Source organism: Arthrobacter sp. LAPM80, from assembly GCF_046736435.1.
Lineage (GTDB): Bacteria > Actinomycetota > Actinomycetes > Actinomycetales > Micrococcaceae > Specibacter.
The window spans coordinates 1-19867 of sequence record NZ_JBCHVD010000015.1 but is presented as its reverse complement, the minus strand read 5'-3'; the positions used below and the strand labels follow the sequence as shown (position 1 = coordinate 19867).

The window sequence follows — 19867 nt, the reverse complement described above, 5'->3', positions numbered from 1 at the left end:
TGCATCTTGACGATGAACAGCTTGGATGTTCCCCGGCTCCTTGGCTGTGAATGCCTACTCTTGCCCGCACAAACTCGGCAATCTTGAGTTCCCCAGAAGCGGAAAATACGTCCGTTCAGCAGTTACGCGGGCACCTTTGATGAGTCAACGCGAACCCTTGCACTGTGTGGATCCACAGCGCATGATAGTTGTTATCTGCAACGGCGGCCTCTGAGAAGCTTCGAGAGGGCGTGGTAACAGTGTTCAGCAGTCTCGCTCGATGATTTGAGGAGGAGCCATGGGTTTCATCGGTTGGATCATTCTGGGGTTGATTGTCGGTGCCATCGTCAAGGCCGTCATGCCGGGCCGGGTTGAAGGCGGTTGGGTGACCAGCTTGATTTTGGGTGTGGTCGGAGCCATTGTCGGCGGCTGGATCGGAGATCTTCTCTTCGGATCCGGAAAGATGGAATTCTGGAATCTGGGCTCGTGGATTCTGGCCATTGTCGGCGGTTTGGTCGTGGCCGGTGCCTACGGTGCGATCACCGGACGCAGCCACCGAAGCCACGCCTAAAAGGACACCCCGTGCGCAGGGCGGTGCTCGAACGGAGTGGAGACCTCCGTTCCTGATGATCACTTTCGCGATCATGTGGGGTCATTGGCTGGGAGTGTGCCTGCTCACATCAGCTGCAGTGCCCACGCAATGCAGGGATCATTCCGTGATTGCGCGTGGCGGTATCTCTATGAAAATCCCAGTTGCCGTGGCTAGACTTGGTCGGGTAACTGTTGGACTGATTAGTGGAGGAGGACCTCATGGGTCTGGGAGACAAGATCGGCAACAAAGCACAAGAAGTCACCGGCAAGGCCAAAGAAGCAGTAGGCAATGCCACGGATAATGAGAAACTCCAGGCCGAAGGCGCCGCAGATCAGGGCGCGGCGAAGACCAAGCAAGCCGGTGAGCATCTCAAAGATGCCGCTAAGGATGTCTTCGACAAGTAAGTTCCCGGGGACCGTTGGCCGGGCTTTTCAAGTGGCGTCGCACCTTCAGTGCGGCGCCACTTGTGCGTTTGGAAGCCAGCAGACATCCACGCTCAAGGCCAGAGGGCCACTGAATGAGTCAATACAACCATCAGTGGTTCAGAGCCGCGCCAGATGCTGAGAAACTGTACCGGGACCGTGGGCGGGGACCGCGGAGGCCGCCGATAATTGGTCTCGACGGGCATAAACTAGCAAGTTCCTACCGGCGCTGAAGACGGTCCTGGATGTTTCTTCCCGTGCCGGAGTTCCCTGTTCGCGTCTGGGCAGCAAGGGGTGTGTGCTGGGCCCTCGTTGATGCGGCGAGCCGTCGTTGAAAGACAAGTCTGGTTCATGACGCAGGTTGAATCTCTTCAGATTCGTGGTGACTTGTGGCAGAGTCAGATTGTTAGCTTCGAGCCTGACCATGTGAGGGAGTTGCCATGATTGAGATGTTGCACAACGCAGGTATCAAGAGCGAATACGCATACGCCGGTGGATTCGCTTCCATCGCCTTGTCCTTGGGATCGTGGTTGATCAGCCGCGCCAAGGAGGACCATTCCAAGGCGCAATCGGACCGCTGGGGAATTTTCATTGGACATTGGGCGCCGACGTTCTTCGCATTGGGTGTGGCGTTGAAACTCGAAGAAAAGAAATAGGCGAACTTTTCCCCCGGCCCAGCAGGGTCAATTCGCCCAATCCTCGACACCACGGTTGATCCGCACGTTGCCGCCTCCCGTCTTCGTCCGGCTGCGGCTGATGCACAGAGCATCACGGGTCCGTGAGTGAAGGCCAAACCTAGTCCCCATCATCTGACCGCGCCCGGTTACAAAAGACCTTACGTGCGGCTGCGCCAGCAAGGAGGGTGGCGCGTTCCTGCGTGAACAGGGGCTGTATTCTTCGAAGGTCACTGAGTGGCGCGCGCAGCGCGACGCCGGTGTCCTGGCGGGCAAGAAGGCCGGGGAGAAGATCGGGAAACCCTCTGCGGAACAGGCCGAGATCGCGCGTCTGAGTCGCCAGTTGGAGGCTCTCTCCGAGGCCACGCACGAGGATCCGAAACCCAAGACAAGAAGTGGTGAGGGGCGCCTACAGGCAGCTGGTCTTTTTGGCTGTTCCGACCAGGCGGGCCGCTGCCCTGCCTGGGCAAGTGTCCGCCTGACCCGGCCGATCTCGCACGGATTACGACTTGTGCCGACGCCGGGGTCAGCGCCATTTTCTCCTCCACCATCGAGGACAGGTTCCCAGACCTCGACGGGCTGCCCCGCCGCGGCATGGAGCAACGGCACGATGCCAGCGCCCCGCAAAATCTCTAATGATTACTGACGAACCGGCTTAATACCGCAGAGCCTATTTTTCAGACGTCACAGCTACGAAGACTTCTCCAGCGCTGGAAGAATTCTCTGTTGCTGAGGGATCCGGCTGCCAGGTTGCGGTGATCCTCTTGCCTCCGGGCAGGTCGCTGAGGTGCAGGGACAGGTCCAGCCCGGCGGGTTCGTGACTGGGATCGATCCCGGCGGTGTCAATGATCTGCTCGACCAGTTGGCTGACAGCACACGCCAAGGCTCGGCCCCAGTCACAGGGATGCTGGCTTGAGGACTCCGTCACCACACTTATCCCGGCCCCGGGATTCGAATTATGCAGTGGCTGTTTCGATTCCATCACCATGTCAGAGCTCTTTCGGCGAAGCGTGATCTATCTGGATTTGGAATCCGCATTGGCACCGCACCACGGAGTACCGGGGTGCACCAGGTGGTTCTGCATGCGGATCGTTGTTCGGGCTGGGCATCTGGGTTGCTGGGAGGTTTGTCTCTTGCATGGGTTCGCCACAGTGGATGTAGTGTTCCCCGAACTTGAGCACTCCTGACCGGTCGTAGCCAGCAGTGGTGTTCTGCAGGATTTTAGCGACGGCCTGCACACTGGCTGTGTGGGCGGAATAGGATTCGCAACGCCCGCAGCTGTACTCCACCTCCACCATCCCGGGCCTTCGTGGCCGGTGCGGTTGGAGGGATTCAATGATGAGGTCGGCGGCTGTGTGGCACACCTGGCATTCTAACGAATCTTCCACATCAACAATAGGCTCATCAAGATCGTGAAAAAGGTGATGAATCGCCATGACAAACTCCTAGAAGCTTTCAGCCAGAATGAAAGGGGGTGAACCCTGCCATATGCTTAGGCAATAAACCACGAGGTTTCTCACCTCGAACTTTACAACCCCCACAATGGACTGTCCATGGAAACTACGCGGGTAGTTTGAAATGATTCTCCGGGTAGAACGACAGGCTGTTGCTTCCCCGGCCTCCTGACTGTGAGTTGGCCAGAGACTGTGGTGTCGATGTCACCGCCCTGGTTGACGGCTTGGCGCATCAGGGCGTGGGCTTCCTGGCTGGCCCGGGTTCAGGTCCCCGAGGCGTATCTTCGCGGGACTCTTCTTGTTGATTCTTTCGGCGGCGATCAACGCTGTTTCTGCTTCCCAGAACGGTGCCATGGCTTGGTTGTGCATGGCGTTGGTGAGCGTGAGGGAAAGTTCCTTGGCTCCTTCTTCCGGGGTTTTCAGCGCCATCAGGTTGATATCGGCGATGGCATCAGCCTCGGCATAGGCGTTCCTGGCGGCAACGACTTTTTGATACGCCGTCGCCTTGGCAGGGTTGGGCACTATCCGAACCTCACCGTCTTCGGTGCTGTTGTAGGAATCGTGGGAATCCTGGTCGAAGTGCATGCGGGCGTAGCGGAACTGGTTTTCCTGCCGCCACCACCAGTAGCCGGGACTGTTCGGCTGATCTGGTGCATCGTGAAGACTTCACCGGTCTTCTTCGTCGCTGCCAGGGGCAGGTCAACGAGCGTGTCCGCCACTACCCACGACCTTTGCTCACCGTGCCCGTCGGTGTGGGAGACCTCGCAGAAGTGCTTTTCCTCAATATCCGGGGTGGTGCCTTTGTGCCAAGTCAGCACATCGAAGCCTGACTCGTCCATGTGTTTGAACAACGCTGGTGACCAGCCGCCCCGGTCAAAACCAACCAACACCCGTCGGTCGTCCCCGACCGCTGTGCGCAGTTCTGGCAGGAGGCGGCGGAGTTCCGCGGCCAGGGACGCCCCGGGCTCGGCCATGACAACGAACAGTGGGGCGCCGTGGGCGTCACTGACCCAGTTCTCCTCGGTGGCCGGGACCCGGAACTTCAACCGGGTCGAGCAGAGTTTCCCGATCTTCTTGCGGGCTTGGTAGGCGCGCACGTGCCCGCCAACATAGAGGAGCGCAGCGAGGTCCTCCCCGCCCGGGCCCGTCGCTGTCAGGTGGTGGGTGGCAAGGGCGGCGATCAGCTCACCGGCTTTGCCCCTCTGGGCGAGTTGGTGGATCCGGCAGTGGATCGTTTATATTTCCGGGGCCCGATCCATGCCCAACACCTGACCCAGTTCTATCGGGTCGAAGCGGGTGGCGCCTTTGGCCCGGACTTCCCCGGCCAACACCCGCAGGACGGCATCGATGAGCATGGTTTCCAGTACGTAGCACCGGTCAGGCAACGCCGAATACACGGTCTTCACGCACACCAGCAGCCCTGAGACCTCCAGCGCAGGCAGTGCCAAGAACAAGCCGGCATGACGTACCCGTGCGGCCGGGGCAAACACCGGGGCGGCGGCTTCGTTCGTGGAGGTTTCGGTCCTGGCCATGGCTCCTCGGACCGTGTCGGTGGAAACCCCGGTCGCTGCCGCGGTTGCACTCAGGCTCGCACCACCGGCACGGATTTCTGCTGCTTTTTCCTCCGTGAGCAGCGACGGACGCTTGGGGCCCTGCTTCACCGGGGCCAGCCCCATCAACCCGGTATCCTCAAGGGATTTACGCCAGCGCCGCAGTGACTCGGTATTGATGCCGAACCCGGCCGCGACTTCCTTGACCTGGGCCACGCCGGTCTCCACGAGCTGTGAGGCCGCGAACCGGCGGATCCCGTCCTGGCCGGGCTCCCAGACAAAAGCCAATTGGCCGTTGATGAAGACCTTGCCGCCAGCCTCACTCTCGAGCAGTGCGGCACGGTCGCCAATGAGTGTGGCGCCAGTGCAAATTAACAGCCCGGACCAACATGAAAACCCCGCCAATCCAACGAACTGACTACAGGCAGAATCGGCTATGTCCGGAGCCCTGAAGCCGTGGCAAGCAAGGACACCGTGTTGTTGGTCGTGGATCGGTCCTCGACCGTTGGTGCGCTTCTGGTTGCGGTCGCACAGACTGAGGGCATCATGGTTGGTTACCGGCCCGGCGAGGGTGTGCAGCCCCGGCCGTGGCCGCGGCACCCATAAGTTTGCCCGGGTTGAAGGTCGATGCCTGCGAAGAGCTGGGGTACCGTCACGAGGGTGTAGCCGGCCTTTTGCAGGTCCGCGATCAACGCGGCCTGGTGGTCAACGGTTGTTGCATGGATGTCATGTTCGAGGATGATGGCGCCGGGGGCAACTTGGGCCATGATGGCGGGGGTGTATTTCGCCGGGTCCCGGGTGAGCCAGTCTAGGGAGTCAACCGACCATAGGATGATTGGCATTCCCACGTTCTGCCGCATCCTCTGGTTCACACCCCCATATGGGGGGCGCATCAAGGTCGGTACTTCCCCTGTGGCGGCTTTGATGGCAGTGTTGCTCCGCTGGATCTGGTCAACGATGGCGCCTGGGCTGAGCAGGCGTAGATCCGCGTGGCTCCAGGTGTGGTTGCCCACTGTGAATCCGGCGTCGTGTTCGGCCCTGACGAGTTCGGGGCTGTAGTTCGCCGCGCCGCCCACGGCGAAGAAGGTGGCCCCGGCGCCGGCCTGCTCAAGTGTCCTCAAAAGCTGTGGTGTCGTAGCCTGGGCGGGTCCGTCATCGTAGGTCAGGGCGGCACACGCGACAATGTCGCAGTTGACGTGCCGTAAGGCTTTGGCTTCCGGGGTAGGCGGTTTCCAGGGGCTGGCGGCCGCGTCCTGGACGCGCTGTCCCAATTCGCTCAGCCATGGACGGGCCGTGGCAGATGGCACCGTCACCGTCCGGTATCCGGAGTCGGAGAGTATTGGGGCGGCAACAGGAACCGTGACGGTAAGATTCCCAGTGTCGTCGAACGCCAGATCCGTCAACGACAAAAGCGTTGAGGAGTTCAAACCGGTCGAGGATTGGGCCAATGCCGCCAGGTGAGCCCGGTGCGTCGGGAGGACCAGTTCTGTGGACGGCACTGTTGCCCCCGTCCCGGAATCGTAGACGATTGTCGTCTCATCGCTGCTCCCGGGTCCCTGCCCTATTGTTGTCCGCAGTCTGCCGATAAGAAAGTTCCCGCTGGCGTGTGCCAGCGATCCATCCACGGCCAGTTCCGCGGTGGCCGGATGACCCTCCTGAGCTTTATCCACGGCTGGCTGGTACGGTCCACCGGTGTGCTTGTCCAAGGCTGCCAACAACTGGTGGTCGATGGCGGCATTGAAGCTTGTTGCTCCGTCCATATAAACCCATGTGCCCAACGCCGTAGCAGACTGCAGCTTCATGGTGTAGGCGCCTGCGACCGCGGACAGGTCCCGCCCGTAAGCCGGAGGAACCCTCCATGAACCGGGCGAGGGCGCGGCTGCAGCGCTGGGGCTCCCGGAGGTTGCGGGTGTGTGGGCAGCCACAGGTGCGCAAGCAGTGGCCATCGTCAAAGCCGCAAGGGCAGCCATCGCGCCCATCCGCCTCCAGGACACGAGGACCGACAATGAAGAGTGGGGCATGAAACTCCAGACACGTGCGTAATGATCCAGATGAATTATTCCACGGGGCAGCGCACCAGTAGGGCCCAGTACTCCTGAGGGCGTCGACAGGTGCAATCCCGCCCCTGCTTGGGGTATACTCCCGCCAGAGGTTCAATATGGAGCTCAAATCTATCAGATTAGGCTCCGTATCTAATTTTCTGGACACCGAAGCCCATGAACCTACGAACCCAAGCTGACACAACGTCGGGCTCGAGAAATCCCCTAAAACAAGCGGAAGTTCTCACTTCATTGCCCCTCAAGACAGCTACAGGAGCACTGGGCCATGATTGGGCCCACGGCTAGAAACCAGACAGGGAACTGATCAACTGCTAAGCACTTTGGGCGAAAAATCGCATTAATGTCGCATGTGCAACTTTTACAAGCCACTCCCATTGCGACCAGGGCCTGCGATTGTCCGGGATTATCTTTGATCGATGGGTGGGTCTGGGCATGGCGTGGGTACCTGTGGAAAGCTGGGGATGTGTACTTCAAACGTAAAAAATCCCCCATATCCGGGACTGTCGGTGACTCTACAGCAGAGCGAGTGGAGTTTTCCGCGGCTGCTTTGTCACGGAGGACGGCAGGAGTGGATGCGGTGGGCCTGGCTGCAGAGCATCCGGCCTTGTTCGCCCAGTGGCAAGGTGGTGTATTACGGCCGACGGCAATCACCTTGGCTTTTGAGCCGCAGGCACGTGCCGGCCGCCGTGGCGCCGCGGCTTCCACGGTATTTGTGGGGGAGTGGGTGGATGTGGCCTGTGGTGTCCAAGAACCTGCCGTGGACAGATGGGAACAGGGCCTGATCTACCCGACGTGGGAACAACTCTGCAAGCTCTCTGCCCTGACCCGCACACCCCTGGAAAAACTTTTCACCACACCTGGACCCTTTGACGGGTTGCGCGGATGTGTGCATGATCCACTGGGGTTTGCCTTGCGTCAGAGCTTTCATACAGCGATTGTGGCGGCCACCATTGACGCCCATCCCGGCGAGGCGTCCTTGGAAGAGATCGCAAATGCCATCGATCAAGCCATCACTGATATTCAAGACCAAATCGAAATGAAAACCGATCCCCTGACCATCTATATCAATGCCCTGTTAGCAGAAACTAACCTGCACCGCCCGCGCTGAATGAGTTCGCCAGTAATCGAGACGAGAGGGTTAGAGACGGATTCTGCGACGATCTTGCCTTCCAAGTATGTGTCTCCATGAGATGTGCCTGCAAATACAGGGTTGAGGTTGGCCCTTCGGTTCGGTTTTTTGGCTCAGTCGTGTCACTTCAATTCTTGCCGGTGCCTGGACAGCCATGCGAGTCGCCACTGGTCTGACAGGCTTGGTGCAGCAGCCGGTCCGCGGTTGCCATGGCCAGGATCTTGGGCAGAAGAGCTCTTCGAAGCTGGCCCGGTGCAGCTTGGAGGGCGTCGTGATGGAACACTTCGCGTCGGCGGCGTCAACGCCCCGTCAGTGGCCGGTGGACGGCTTTCGTCACTGCCTGTTGACGTCGGCAACGGCTGGGGGTTATGGGTGAGCTGGCCAAGGGATTCCAGAAAGGAGCTCTTCCGGGCGCAAAGGCGGCCAAGGATGACGAGCCGTGAAAGCCGGACTCATCCGGCGTGACCAAAAGTGATACCCGGTCCCCACACGCCCGCTACCGGGTCGACCCACACCTGTTATTCGAAGTCTCCTCTATACCGAAGTCGTCGCCGGACCAATCCAAGCTGGGCTTCCGTCTTCAGCAGTTAGGCTCCTGTCGGGGAGGGGCGAAAAATGACCCATTGTGACGGTTGAATATTGAGCCACTTAGTCTTGCCGATGGGTCAGATAGAGAGTCGGTTGACAATTCGGAATGGTATTTCAGGGACCGGTCATCCTATGCATAAAGGCTGGCCACGCAAAGAAGGCATTAACTGCGCCACGGTCATCAATATGGCCAGTGGCTGCCCCTCGAGCCACCTCGACACAGGCGCTTTTCAAGTCAGCAGTTTTCGCAGTCCCAGGCCGTAGCCTGCTCGTGCAACAACTGTTCCAAAGGGTCTGAGCCAGCGTGGCAGCCACGCTGGCCGGAGGCTCTGGCGCCAGATGACCACCACGTCGGAGCCATGTTGCTCGATGCTAGCCTCGACTTCGCCTGCTACCGGGCCAAATTTCGACACTTCTAGACGTCCCGGATTTCCCTCACTAGGTGCTTGGGCTCGGCGTACCAGCATACGGTCTGCTATTTTCACTGGCCCCAAGGACGTGAGTCCAACAAATTCCAGGCCATCGCGCATCCGGCTTCGTGCTGGCGTCACTATGGTGAGGGGAATGGCCCTGGTGTGGCTATCCAGATCGGTCAGCTTATCCCATATGTCCTTGGCGTCGCCGATACACCGAATCTGTAGGGTGAACGTATCGTGGAAGGACTCACGCGTATTGACCGTTCCTCGTGTACCGCCCAGTGCCTGTGCGGCTGCAACTCCACTGGCCAATGCGCCCTGAATGCTGGATTCCGCAGTGTCACCGGCAATTATCACTCCAGCAATCCCACTAGCCAGGGGACGGTGTCCGGGCTCGATGGAGGGTAACGCATCGGGAATGTCGTGGCGCACCAGCAATCGCCAGTCGGGATCATGAACCCCCATGAGGCTCGCGGCTTGGGCCATAGCTTCGCTGTCTTCTAAATCGTGCGCACCGACGACGGTTGCCTGGACCAGATGACGTCCGGCAGGGGCGTACGACGGGCACGCATTGGAGATCACGGAAGTATGGGTCAGCCGTGCATCGTCTCGGACATCAAGGTAGAGGAAAGGCAACCTACTGGGACGGTCAGGAGCATCGAACCACCACGTGGTCAGGGAATTCAAGGTCGGCTCTGGCTGTCGAGTGAGGCGGGCACTATGCCGGGGACCGGCTGCCACCACCACCCGGTCCGCTATCAGCTCTTCGCCGGAGGTACAGACTACTCTCACTTGGCCATTCTCGCTGACGAGGGATTCCACGGTCGTTGAGAATCGGATGTGCTCTAAGATCGGCGCGGCCAACTGATGTGCCACTGCCGACATTCCTTGCGCTGGCAATGACGGGTTTCCCTTAACGAAATACCCAGCCAGTGTTCGAGCTGAGGAAGCCGCGGTCTTTAGATCCCGGTCTGCCACCACACCCGAAAAGAATTTGTCGATGACCTTGCGTAAGGGCAAAGAAAAACCAGCGTCGTTGATGGCTTGGTGCAATGTCAGCGATTCGCTGCCTGCAAGGCGGCTCCAACGGAGTAAAGCAAAAACATCGCTTAGCTTGACCGTACCGCCGAGCAATCCTCTCATGTATGAGGGATGCCGGAAGGGATCCGCCACTATCTGAACACCGGGGCCATTCCGAACTGCGACACCGCGTCCCAAAGCATGTAGATCAAGGTCCTTTAGGTTCAGTGCCCGACGAGCGTCTGGGTAGGCAGGATTAATAAGCTGAAACCCTCGGTCGCATTGAAATCCGTCAACCAGCTCGGTATCGACGCGGCCACCAACTCGTTGTGAGGCTTCCAAGACCGTGACGTTGTGCCCTTGTTCGCAGGCCAGGCCTGCGGCACGTAGCCCCGCCAGTCCCGCACCAATCACAATTACTTTCACCGCATTTTCCCTCATCGATCAGGACTCAAGCTATTATTTCGTGGCGTTACCAGAGCTTAGCCTTGATCTGCCAGTGGAAGTCTGTGAACGACCGATATTTTTCACCACGAAATCCCCCTTCCCCGGAAAAATTGAACCTACCCTAGAACACTTTTTAAGAACAAAAAAGGGTGTAATCCTCCACGGTATTTGGCGTGTATTTCGCGGCGATATTTGGCGGTCAGGTGCCGATGAGCAGGGTTTCGCGCGCTGCTTCGACGACTTCCTTGGTGATGTTGTTGAGTTGGTTGATGTCGCGGATGCGTGTGATCTGGGTGAAGAGGCGTTGGATGAGCCGGAAGTTGCCGTTGGTGATGCGGGCGACGGCGGCGACGGCTTCGGCGTCGGTGAAGTCGTGAGGGTCGATAGTCAGGCCGAGTTCCTGCCAGCGGTTTGCCAGGACGAAAGTGAGTTCGTCGGTGCTGAGGGTCCGGTAGTGGTGGGCGAAGCCGATGCGGCTGTAGAGCTGGGGGTAGCGGGCGAGGCGTTTTTCGATGCCGGGCATGCCGATAAGGATGATGCCCATGGTGTGCCGGTCGTAGTAGTCCCGGACCTGCTCGAGCGCTGGCGGTTTGAGCCGGTCGGCCTCGTCGATGATGAGGAGTTCGGTCAGGCCTGATGCCCGGGAGTCGCGGTGCTCCAGGACGTCGATGTTGCCTTCCCGGGCGTATTCGAGGGCAAATGAGATCTTTTGGCAGATCCGGGGTAGTTCGCGGTCGATCTCTCGGGGGCTGATGGTCACGGTGGGGGTCCAGAATGCTGTTCTGGCCTCAAGCACGCGGGCAGGGATGGGCTCGGTGTTGGTTTCGCTGGTCCGTTGCCATTGTTCCCATTCGGTCGCGCCGGCGTAGGCGCGTGCGGAGAGGGTTTTGCCGACGCCGGGCGGGCCGTAACAGACGCCGATGTGGCGGTTGGTGCGCACTGCGGTGGCAAATTCGGTGAAGCGCCGGTGCTCCTTGGTGATGAGAAGTGATGGTGTGTCGGGCGGGACCGGTGGTGGGGCTGCGGAAATCTCGCCGAGGTCGTTGAAGAGGAAGCGGCGGCCGTCGTCATTCTCGTTCTTGGCGGGCATGGGGTTCCTATCTTTAAGTCAGTCTTCGGCGTAGGTGCGGAGCTGGCGCTGCTTCAGATCCGCGGGTTGCCCGGCAGTCTCGGCGGTTTCGGAGGGTGCCGACGGCGCGTAGCGGTCGTCGGCTGGGAGGGCATCGGCGAGACTGAGTTTTGTACGCAGCTGTTTCTTCAGTTCGTTCCGGCGTGCCGATCTGGCCGTCTTAAGCTGCTTGAAGGTGATGGTTCCTGCGGCGAGTTCGGGGGCGATGGCACGGCAGAGGAAAGTGTTTTGGTGCCACACGCGGATTTCGGCCATGTCCCGGGGGTCGTAACGGATGGTCACGGTCTCGCCGACGAAGGCTGAAAGTGTGAGGTCCAGGTAGCGCAGGCCGTTGAAGTAGATGCCGTCGCGGTGGACGATGCGCTGGTGTGCGACGGTCAGGAGCAGGAGGTCAAGGTCCTCGGGCCGGGCGGGCATCCGAGGGATCCAGCCCCCGGCCTGCCAGCGCACGGCGGGGACCTCTCCGGTTTCGGAGTGCGTGCGTTGGTTGTATTCGTCAACGATGAACCGCTCCAAGGCGGTGTCGAGTTGCTCGAGGGTCATCGTTGGTGCCGTCACGGCAGTACCGTGAGTGCCGTGCGGGATGAAGCCGGGCAGGTGCGGTAAGAGTTCGTCGGTGATGGTGCGGTAAAACCTTTCGATCTTCCCACGGCCCTGCGGCACTCCGGGGAGGGAATGGATCAGGCGGATGTGGGTGTCAAGGCAGACCCGTTCAAGATGTTTACTGGTGAAATCTGCGCCATGATCGCTATAGAGGACATCGGGCAGACCCATGACGGGCCATCCCGGATGCTTTTTGCGCTGCATGGCCTGATGAAGGGCCAAGGCCGTCTGAAGCGCGGTCGGCGCACCGGTAAAAACGGTGTAGCCGGCGACGGCACGGGAGTAGTCATCGAGTACGACGGTCAGCCACGGGCGGGCACGGCCGCCACCGGTATCGATGATTTCAATGTCGAGCTCGGTGTGGTCGCACTGCCACTGCTCGTTCGCGCGGCTGGCGGTGCGCCGGAACACAAGCTCGAAACGGTCGCGGTAGGCCGCGTCACCTTCAAGCGCGATCGTGCGCAGCCCGGGATCTATGGCGGCAACGACCGCCCGGACCGTCGAGTAGCCGGGTGCGGAAATGCCGCGGTCGAGCGCCACGGCACAGATCCGCCGATGGATGAACGCGATAGTTGGTGCCGGCCGGCGGAGCGCGAGGCCTTCGATCGCGCCAACCATCTCAGGCGGTAGCGAACGGCTCCCGCGGTCCGAGCGTGGCCGACGCGCCAAGGCCTCGACCGAACCACCGGCGCGGAGTCCTGCCGCCCACCGTTGCAACGTGCGGAGAGGGATGCCCGCTTGATCGGAGATCCTGGCGAGGGGAACGCCGTAATCAAGGTGCTCCCGGAGCAGTGCCTCGCGGTCTTGGGCCGACAGCCGATGCTTCATGACCGGCGGTCTTCGGCCGCCTGCTGGTGGCGGTAGAGCGTCGCGCGGCTCCACCCGACCAGGCGTGCCGCATCTTCGGCGGTGCGTCCCTTCGCGCGGGCGTCCGAAGCGATAGCGAGCTTGTCGGCGATCACCGCCGGGTCCGAGAGTGGCCGGCCAAAACGGGTGCCGCTTTGCCTGGCCGCGGCGATGCCAGCGTTCACGCGTTCCACGATCAGCTCGCGCTCGTACTCGGCCAAGGAAGCCAAGAAGTTCAACATCATCCGCCCGGTCGAGGTTGCCGGGTCGATCCCGTCCGAGATGGAGCGCACGTTGACCCCGCGTTCACGCAGCAGGTTCACGGTGTTCAGCACGTCGATCAGGGAGCGGCCGAGCCGGTCGACCCGCCAGACCACCACGGTGTCACCGGCCTCGGCGTATTCCAGGAGCTTCTTCATCCCGGGCCGCTCGATCGCGTTCCTGCTGCCGGATGTGACATCGGCGAACACATCACGCTTTTGCACCCCGGCAGCGACCAGCGCGTCAAGCTGAAGCTTCGCATCCTGGCTCGAGGTGCTCACCCGCGTGTATCCCAAATGTCTCACAACTCATTTTGGCTCAAAAACCCCTGATCGACAACCGACTAGGACACTTTACGGCACGACGACTTTTTGAGACACCAGGCGTCCCGCCACTCCAGCTCAGACGAATAACGGAAGGAGCCCCGAACCGATGTCTCAAGAAGCTTTAGTTTTTCGAGACGCGTCGCCTGAATGCAAGGGGTGCCATCAACGGCCACGATTCCTGCCCAGAGGGTCTATGGATGTGGGTGGGGGATGATCTGGCAGACGGATCCTGCCGTGCAGTCGGCAGGGTCGAGGTCTCGACTCGTATCGATGAGATTCTGAAGCTCGCTTTCCAAGAGTGCGAGTTCTCGTTGCCGGGAATGGACGTCCTCGAGTTTCCCGACGAGCAGGGCAGTGACGTGTTCGCAGGGAACCATGCCACCCTGGCGGAGGGCCAGGATGCTCTTAATGTCTGCCAGTGTCATCCCGAGCGCTTGGGCTCCCCTGATAAACCGTAGCTGCGAGGCGGCAGCTTGGTCATATTGACGATAACCGTTCACTTCACGTTCCGCCGCAGGAAGAAGGCCTCGGCGTTCGTAGAATCTGAGGGTTTGTGGGTTCACTCCGGTGGCAAGGGCCAGTTCTCCAATTCGCATGGTCCTATCCAATCACTTGACCTTGCACTGCGGTGCAAGGTTTAGTGTCGGTGCCATGGAGATCATCTTGCAATACTTCAACGGATGCCCGAACTGGCTGATTGCCGCTGAACGGCTGGCCCTCGTTGCACAAGAGCGCACCGACATAACAGTGACGCACCTTTTGGTGGAGACACCCGAGGAAGCGGAGGCTACCGGCTTCCGTGGCTCACCGAGCATGCTGCTCGACGGCGCGGATCTTTTCCTGGATCGAACCTCTTCCGTGGGGCTCTCCTGCCGTCTTTACCAGACGCCCGACGGTATCGCCGGAGCGCCGACACTTGAGCAACTCCGGGCAGCGATCCCCACCATCTAAGCAGAACGACCCCGACCACGATTCACGAGACCGGCGCCACTGGCAAGAAGGAAATATCCCATGGACGAGGAATACGATCTGTTTGTTATTGGCGCCGGCATGGCTGGCACGACGGCGGCGAACAAATGTGCGGCCCGGGGATGGCGGGTGGGAATCGTGGATGCCCTGCCCTACGGGGGCACCTGTGCGCTGCGTGGTTGTGATCCCAAGAAGATCCTCCGTCGCGGCGCGGAAGTGATCGACGCGGCCAACTTGATGCGTGACAAGGGCATTACCGAGGACCGGCTGTCGATCGATTGGCCGGCACTGATGCGCCACAAGCGAGGCTTTACTGACGGTGTGCCGCAAGGCATGGAAGATGAACTCACTGGCAACGGGGTAGAAATCTTCCATGGCACTGCCTGGTTCACCGGGCCGAACCTGCTCAGCATCAACGGGAGAGAGCACCATGCGAAACGTTTCCTCATCGCGACCGGTGCACGCCCACGCACACTCACTTTTCCCGGCCATGAGCATCTGATCGACAGCGCCGACTTCCTGGACCTCGACTCGCTACCGCAGAAAATCGTGTTCATCGGTGGAGGGTTCATCTCCTTTGAGTTCGCGCATATCGCCGCCCGCGCCGGCGTTGAGTGCGTGATCATCGACCACGGTGAGCGTCCCTTGAAGGAATTCGATGCGGACCTCGTGAAAAACCTCATCCACAGGAGTGAGCAGGTTGGAATCCAAGTGCTATCAAACACCACGCTCACCCACGTGAGAGGAACCGCCACCGGGCTGGAAGTGACCGGGGAAAAAGACGGGAAGACATTAACCCTCGGAGCCGACTTGGCGGTGCACGGCGCCGGCCGCACCGCCAACCTGGAGACTCTAAACCTCGAAGCCGCCAACATCACATCCGGGCCCCGAGGAGTCACCGTGAGCGGGCACCTGCAAAGCACCACAAACCCTGCAGTGTTTGCCGCGGGCGACGCCGCCGACACCCCTGGAAAACCCCTCACCCCCGTCGCAGTGTTCGAAGGGAAGATCGCCGCCTCCAACATGCTCAAAGGCATCACGACCGTCCCTGACTACACCGGCGTTCCCACCACTGTATTTACCATCCCGGAACTCAACCGGGTCGGCGTCCTTGAACAGGAAGCTCGAGACGGGGGCGTGGACATCGTGGTCGAGACCAACGACACCAGCGGCTGGTACTCCAACTACCGGGTGGGCGAGACAACCGCCAGCACGAAGATCATCATCGACAAAACCACGAATAAAATCCTCGGAGCGCACCTGCTCGGGCCCGGCTATGCCGAACTCATCAACATTTTCGCCCTCGCCATCAAACTGGGCCTTACCTCCAAACAGCTGAAATCCATGACCGCCACCTACCCATCCATCGGCTCAGACCTCGGATCCATGCTCTAGAACGAAACCGCAGCAAAAACTTCGGCTGCACACCATTTACCGCTGCGATTCACAGACTCGATATATGTGCTTGGACTTTGTCCGGTGGAGGTCGGCTACCAGGGAGGCATCGCTTTGGTTGGTGCGTTCCCAAACATGGAGGAAGTCCCCTGCCCATGCGGCCAACTATTGACGGGGACGAGAAGGGCGGCTGTTGGTAGCAACAAACTAACGATGGCTTCCGCCCGCCAGGCGCCGCCGGTGACGCATGCGTCACCAGTAGCTCGGAGGTCGTCCAGAGGGTAGCTCCGCAGCCCGAATCATGACACCGAAGGAACGCGGACCACTTGAATAGCCGCTATTACCAGTACGCCGTGTCTTGCGAACGATCGTGATAGGACATCACAGGTCTTCGACAGCTTTGTATTCGATTTTCCATCTGGTGCGCAGCCGTGGCGACTTTCGCTTTTTACAAGTCTGTCACGCCAATCCTTTGGTCGTCGAGGCAGGGTGAGCGTTTTCCTGCCGATGCTCCGATGGAGCGTAGGCAGGTGCAGGCTGGTCCTTTGACGGCGGGTAGTGTCAGCCACACGAAGCGTTGGATTTTGTTGTACTGCCCGAAGTCCAAGACGGCGCCATCAAGCTTAGGTGCCAGCTCGTGGCTGACACTGATCAGTATTTCTTCCCCGGTTGGACGGTCCCAATCATGGCCGGTATCTCCTCCAGCCTGCTCTGGGCCCCTGATTAGGCACCGAAGCAGCTTCTTCGGTTCCGTCCGTGAGAAGTACAGGCCCTGCTTACGGCAGCCACCGTTTCCTTGGTAGCAATGCAAAACACCGCCGAACACATCGATCATGTGCACCGCCTCCGCGGTCACAGTGAAAGTGCCATGGCCGGGGATGCCTGCCAGTAGATTCTGCCCATCCCGTGACTGCCTCATAAGTCCGGCATTCTCATCAGTGAACGTGGTGTGTGGACGGGTCAAAGTCAGGACCGTTTTTGTGCGCTGGATCCGTGATGGTTTTGATAAGTATGTCGTCGAGTTTGGGCAGCGCATGGCCGAGTCGGTGTTCTGCCTCCCGAACGATCTCTTGGACCGTGGATAGGGTGGCATCGGCGACGACGACGGTTGCTGTTCCTTGGAGCCGGTGGCCAACCCAGCGCAGCTGCAAGCGTTGTACGGATAGAACTCCAGGAGTGCCATCCAGGGCGGTGTCGGCACGGGCGACGAGCTCAGGTTCGATGCCGTCCATGAGTCGGCGGCCTATGCTCTTGACGGTTCCCCACAGCAAGACGATGATCGCGGCTGAGATCAGTAGACCAACGATCGGGTCCGCTAGCGGGAAGCCGAGCATGACCCCGCCAGCGCCGAGGACGACGGCGAGGGAGGTGAACCCATCAATTCGGGCGTGCACTCCATCGGCTACCAGGGCGGCCGAGCCGATCTGTCGGCCCACCCGGATACGGTAGATCGCCACGGCCTCGTTGCCAGCAAAGCCGATGACCCCTGCAGCCAGCACCCACCACAGATTGTGTAAGGGTTGCGGGTTGAACAGTCGGTCGATGGACTGCCAAGCGGCAACGACGGCAGAGAGGGCCACGACGGCGACAATGAACAGCCCCGCGAGGTCCTCGGCCCGACCGTACCCGTAGGTGTAGCGGCGGTTGGCCGCCCGACGTCCCAAGATGAAAGCGATCCACAAGGGCACCGCGGTGAGGGCATCAGAGAAGTTGTGAATGGTATCTGCCAGCAAGGCAACGGACCCGCTGATAAGAACTACGAGGAACTGCAAGACAGTGGTACCCAAGAGCAGGAAGAGGCTGATCTTCAGAGCACGGACACCTTTAACGCTGGATTCCAGGGCATCGTCGATCGAGTCTGCGGAGTCATGGGTGTGGGGGACAAACAACTCGAAAAGCCACCCCTTGAAACCGGTGTGGTGCTTATGGGAATGTTCGTCGTGATCATGATCGTGATCGTGATCGTGCGGGTGCCCGGTGTGGTGAGCATGGTTATGGTCATCAACGTAGTCGTGGCCAGCGTGATCGATGCTGCTCATGATGGGCTCTGGTCTGCGCGGTGGTGTGCGGGCATCCCACCGAGAGCATGCTCGGCCTGATAGATCGCGTCAACCACCAGCTGGCGTGCATGCTCATTCTCCAGTCGGTACATGACTTTGGTCCCGTCTTGGCGGGTGGAAACCATGCGAGCAAGGCGCATTTTGGCTAGGTGTTGCGAAACCGCAGCTGGGGATTTTTCCACCATTTCAGCCAAGGCTCCGACCGCCATTTCACCTCCACGCAGCGCCAAGATGATCCGGACGCGGGTGGCATCGGCAAGCATGGCAAAGATTTCCACTGCCAGTTCCACATATTGGCTATCAACATCCAATGTGCAAGACTTCTTATCTGCATTCATACGCATATTGTTCCATTAAAGTATCATTTCTGTCGCATCTGCCTCGCTTTAAGCTCGGGGACTGACCGCTATCAGGGATCGGTGTCTCGCATTCTTGCCTTGAGGGCCGAACCATGCGCGCAGCACAAATCGGCCGGGAAATCGAAGCTGCAGGGCCCCTTCTTGTCGGCGCCATTGTTACGACCGTCGACGCCGGAGCAAGATTCGGAACCCTCACTCTCCCCGTAGCCATCGCACTAGTACTGTCCGCGACACTTCTGCTCCAACGTCACCGCCCATGAACACAGCGGCCTTTACCGCCCACGCCGATGCCATCCGGTGCACCTGGACACCGCAGCCAGAACCCAGACATCGCATGAATACAGACCACATAAATAGTGGCCATTCCCAGTAGGTAACACCATCATCAGCCCATCGGCTCAGATCGAGCTCAAGCGCGTGATGCCAGAGTAGGTGGCCGACTTCCGACGCCGGGACTGGACCCCCACGCCATATGTCCCAGTGAAGGATCGGCTAACGGGCGGCCGGAGGTGACATTTATCGCTGCGAAAACGCCGCCATTTATCGTTGCGATTCACAAAAAAGGGCACTTCACGGATGCAAATTTCTTACCGTCTATCCCGGGCGCCGTCGTTCAACGCAGAAAGTTGCTGCTCGAGCCGTTCCGCCAGCGCATTTACGGTCGCCACCTCCCCGGTCCTGATATCCGAGGCGATTAACAGGATATTTGCCTCCAACGCGAACATTCGCTGGATCGTTTTGATAGTCGGTGCCATGTCGACATACAGCGGGGTCGGAGTACCGTGATGACATGACTGATCAGCAGCCTTACGAACTCGTGCGCAGCTACGATAATTTCGAGGTGCGCCGCTATCCCGAGCACCTCCTTGCCGAGGTCATCGTCGAGGGAACCTTTGAAGACGCCGGCAACCGCGCGTTTCGGTACCTTTTTGCGTATATCAGTGGAGAGAACCAGGCAAGCCAGAAAGTCGCGATGACCGCCCCGGTGGTGCAAGATGCTTCTCCGGAAAAGATCTCGATGACCGCGCCCGTCCTGCAACAAGGAGTTGAGGTCCAAGGGGGTGACGGCGGGACGCCACAGTTCCGGGTCGCCTTTGTCTTACCGGAAGGTTTCACGATAGAGGACGCACCTCGACCCACCAATCCCAAGGTGCACCTAAGGACAGTTCCAGAGAGTCTTGCTGCGGTTATCCGCTTCAACGGGCGCTGGAGTGCCGTGCGCTATCAGCAGCATCTTCAATCGCTGAAAATTGCCTTGAGAGAAGCCGGTCTGCCGTCGATTGGAACACCGCGTTTCGCAAGATTTGATCCGCCGTTCAAGCCATGGTGGCTGCGTCAAAATGAGATAGTGCTTGACCTTCCGGAGCCCGACCAAGAAGGCGCCGGATACAGCTCCCCATAGAAGAAGTGCGTTGTAGTCAAACAGGCGCTTCAACACATCACTACGTCCCAGAGTTGAACGGAACCACGGTGACCAAAGTCCCAGATCCTTGACACACCTCACTCCAGCGGTTGTCCAGCCGGGTTCAGTAAGTTTCAGAGCAGGGGTCGGAGGGGAACTAGAACTGTTTCGCTAAAACGGGCCAGT

At 59.8% G+C, this 19867-nt stretch carries 18 protein-coding genes and 2 pseudogenes; 8 read left to right on the top strand and 12 right to left on the bottom strand.

Going from position 1 to position 19867, the window contains the following annotated elements; all coding sequences use genetic code 11:
* Positions 1–277 precede the first annotated feature (277 nt).
* The 4 genes and pseudogenes from AAGW05_RS14240 to AAGW05_RS14225 all read left to right on the top strand — a co-directional run.
* Positions 278–550, top strand: coding sequence for a GlsB/YeaQ/YmgE family stress response membrane protein (locus tag AAGW05_RS14240; RefSeq protein ID WP_411805209.1), 273 nt, complete (start codon positions 278–280; stop codon positions 548–550).
* Between the two features lie 239 nt (positions 551–789).
* Positions 790–975, top strand: a complete 186-nt coding sequence (locus AAGW05_RS14235; RefSeq protein WP_411805208.1) for a CsbD family protein — start codon at positions 790–792, stop codon at positions 973–975.
* A gap of 458 nt (positions 976–1433) precedes the next feature.
* Positions 1434–1649: a hypothetical protein gene (locus AAGW05_RS14230; protein WP_411805207.1), complete on the top strand. Its 216-nt coding sequence runs from the start codon at positions 1434–1436 to the stop codon at positions 1647–1649.
* A 199-nt stretch (positions 1650–1848) separates the two neighbouring features.
* Positions 1849–2013, top strand: a pseudogene (locus AAGW05_RS14225) (IS3 family transposase); the annotation flags it as partial.
* A gap of 324 nt (positions 2014–2337) precedes the next feature.
* On the opposite strand, the gene AAGW05_RS14220 reads toward AAGW05_RS14225, so the two are convergent.
* The 4 genes and pseudogenes from AAGW05_RS14220 to AAGW05_RS14205 all read right to left on the bottom strand — a co-directional run bounded on the left by AAGW05_RS14220 (position 2338) and on the right by AAGW05_RS14205 (position 6431).
* Positions 2338–2655, bottom strand: a complete 318-nt coding sequence (locus tag AAGW05_RS14220) for a hypothetical protein (protein ID WP_411805206.1) — start codon at positions 2653–2655, stop codon at positions 2338–2340.
* Positions 2656–3325: 670 nt separating this feature from the next.
* The gene (locus tag AAGW05_RS14215) at positions 3326–3643 is read right to left on the bottom strand and encodes a hypothetical protein (protein ID WP_411805205.1); all 318 of its coding nucleotides are present in this window, start codon (positions 3641–3643) and stop codon (positions 3326–3328) included.
* Positions 3643–4797 (bottom strand): annotated as a pseudogene (locus AAGW05_RS14210) (putative transposase). Before AAGW05_RS14210 ends, AAGW05_RS14215 begins: the two are co-directional and overlap by 1 nt.
* A 428-nt stretch (positions 4798–5225) precedes the next feature.
* On the bottom strand, positions 5226–6431 hold the full coding sequence (locus AAGW05_RS14205; protein WP_411805262.1) for a polysaccharide deacetylase family protein: 1206 nt from the start codon (positions 6429–6431) through the stop codon (positions 5226–5228).
* A gap of 868 nt (positions 6432–7299) precedes the next feature.
* On the opposite strand from AAGW05_RS14205, the gene AAGW05_RS14200 reads away from it, so the two are divergent.
* A complete protein-coding gene (locus AAGW05_RS14200; RefSeq protein ID WP_411805203.1) occupies positions 7300–7839 on the top strand; it encodes a hypothetical protein in 540 nt (179 codons plus the stop codon).
* An 839-nt stretch (positions 7840–8678) separates the two neighbouring features.
* Here AAGW05_RS14200 and AAGW05_RS14195 read toward each other — a convergent pair.
* From AAGW05_RS14195 to AAGW05_RS14175, 5 genes are all read right to left on the bottom strand, one after another.
* A complete protein-coding gene (locus tag AAGW05_RS14195) occupies positions 8679–10310 on the bottom strand; it encodes an NAD(P)/FAD-dependent oxidoreductase (protein WP_411805202.1) in 1632 nt (543 codons plus the stop codon).
* A gap of 220 nt (positions 10311–10530) precedes the next feature.
* Positions 10531–11421, bottom strand: a complete 891-nt coding sequence (locus tag AAGW05_RS14190) for an AAA family ATPase (RefSeq protein WP_411805201.1) — start codon at positions 11419–11421, stop codon at positions 10531–10533.
* An 18-nt stretch (positions 11422–11439) separates the two neighbouring features.
* Complete coding sequence (locus AAGW05_RS14185) at positions 11440–12891, bottom strand: Mu transposase C-terminal domain-containing protein (RefSeq protein WP_411805200.1); 1452 nt, start codon at positions 12889–12891, stop codon at positions 11440–11442.
* Positions 12888–13475: a recombinase family protein gene (locus tag AAGW05_RS14180; protein ID WP_411805199.1), complete on the bottom strand. Its 588-nt coding sequence runs from the start codon at positions 13473–13475 to the stop codon at positions 12888–12890. The genes AAGW05_RS14185 and AAGW05_RS14180 overlap by 4 nt, the downstream gene beginning before the upstream one ends.
* Positions 13476–13687: 212 nt before the next feature.
* Positions 13688–14092 carry a heavy metal-responsive transcriptional regulator gene (locus AAGW05_RS14175; protein WP_411805198.1) on the bottom strand — a complete coding sequence of 135 codons (405 nt, stop codon included), beginning with the start codon at positions 14090–14092 and terminating at the stop codon, positions 13688–13690.
* 55 nt (positions 14093–14147) lie between these two features.
* Between AAGW05_RS14175 and AAGW05_RS14170 the strand changes: the two genes are divergently transcribed.
* Positions 14148–14447 carry a thioredoxin family protein gene (locus tag AAGW05_RS14170; protein WP_411805197.1) on the top strand — a complete coding sequence of 100 codons (300 nt, stop codon included), beginning with the start codon at positions 14148–14150 and terminating at the stop codon, positions 14445–14447.
* Between the two features lie 60 nt (positions 14448–14507).
* Positions 14508–15860, top strand: a complete 1353-nt coding sequence (locus tag AAGW05_RS14165; RefSeq protein ID WP_411805196.1) for a dihydrolipoyl dehydrogenase family protein — start codon at positions 14508–14510, stop codon at positions 15858–15860.
* Between the two features lie 448 nt (positions 15861–16308).
* Here the strand turns inward: AAGW05_RS14165 and AAGW05_RS14160 are convergent, their stop codons facing one another.
* Genes AAGW05_RS14160 through AAGW05_RS14150 form a run of 3 tightly spaced genes read right to left on the bottom strand, consistent with a single transcriptional unit; the run spans position 16309 to position 18258 of the window.
* Positions 16309–16779, bottom strand: coding sequence for a peptidase (locus AAGW05_RS14160; protein ID WP_411805195.1), 471 nt, complete (start codon positions 16777–16779; stop codon positions 16309–16311).
* A 16-nt stretch (positions 16780–16795) separates the two neighbouring features.
* Positions 16796–17899, bottom strand: a complete 1104-nt coding sequence (locus tag AAGW05_RS14155) for a cation diffusion facilitator family transporter (protein WP_411805194.1) — start codon at positions 17897–17899, stop codon at positions 16796–16798.
* Positions 17896–18258, bottom strand: a complete 363-nt coding sequence (locus AAGW05_RS14150) for an ArsR/SmtB family transcription factor (protein WP_411805193.1) — start codon at positions 18256–18258, stop codon at positions 17896–17898. The genes AAGW05_RS14155 and AAGW05_RS14150 overlap by 4 nt, the downstream gene beginning before the upstream one ends.
* A gap of 811 nt (positions 18259–19069) precedes the next feature.
* On the opposite strand from AAGW05_RS14150, the gene AAGW05_RS14145 reads away from it, so the two are divergent.
* Entirely contained in the window at positions 19070–19681 is a 612-nt protein-coding gene (locus AAGW05_RS14145; protein ID WP_411805192.1) for an SOUL family heme-binding protein, read from the top strand.
* Positions 19682–19867 lie beyond the last annotated feature (186 nt).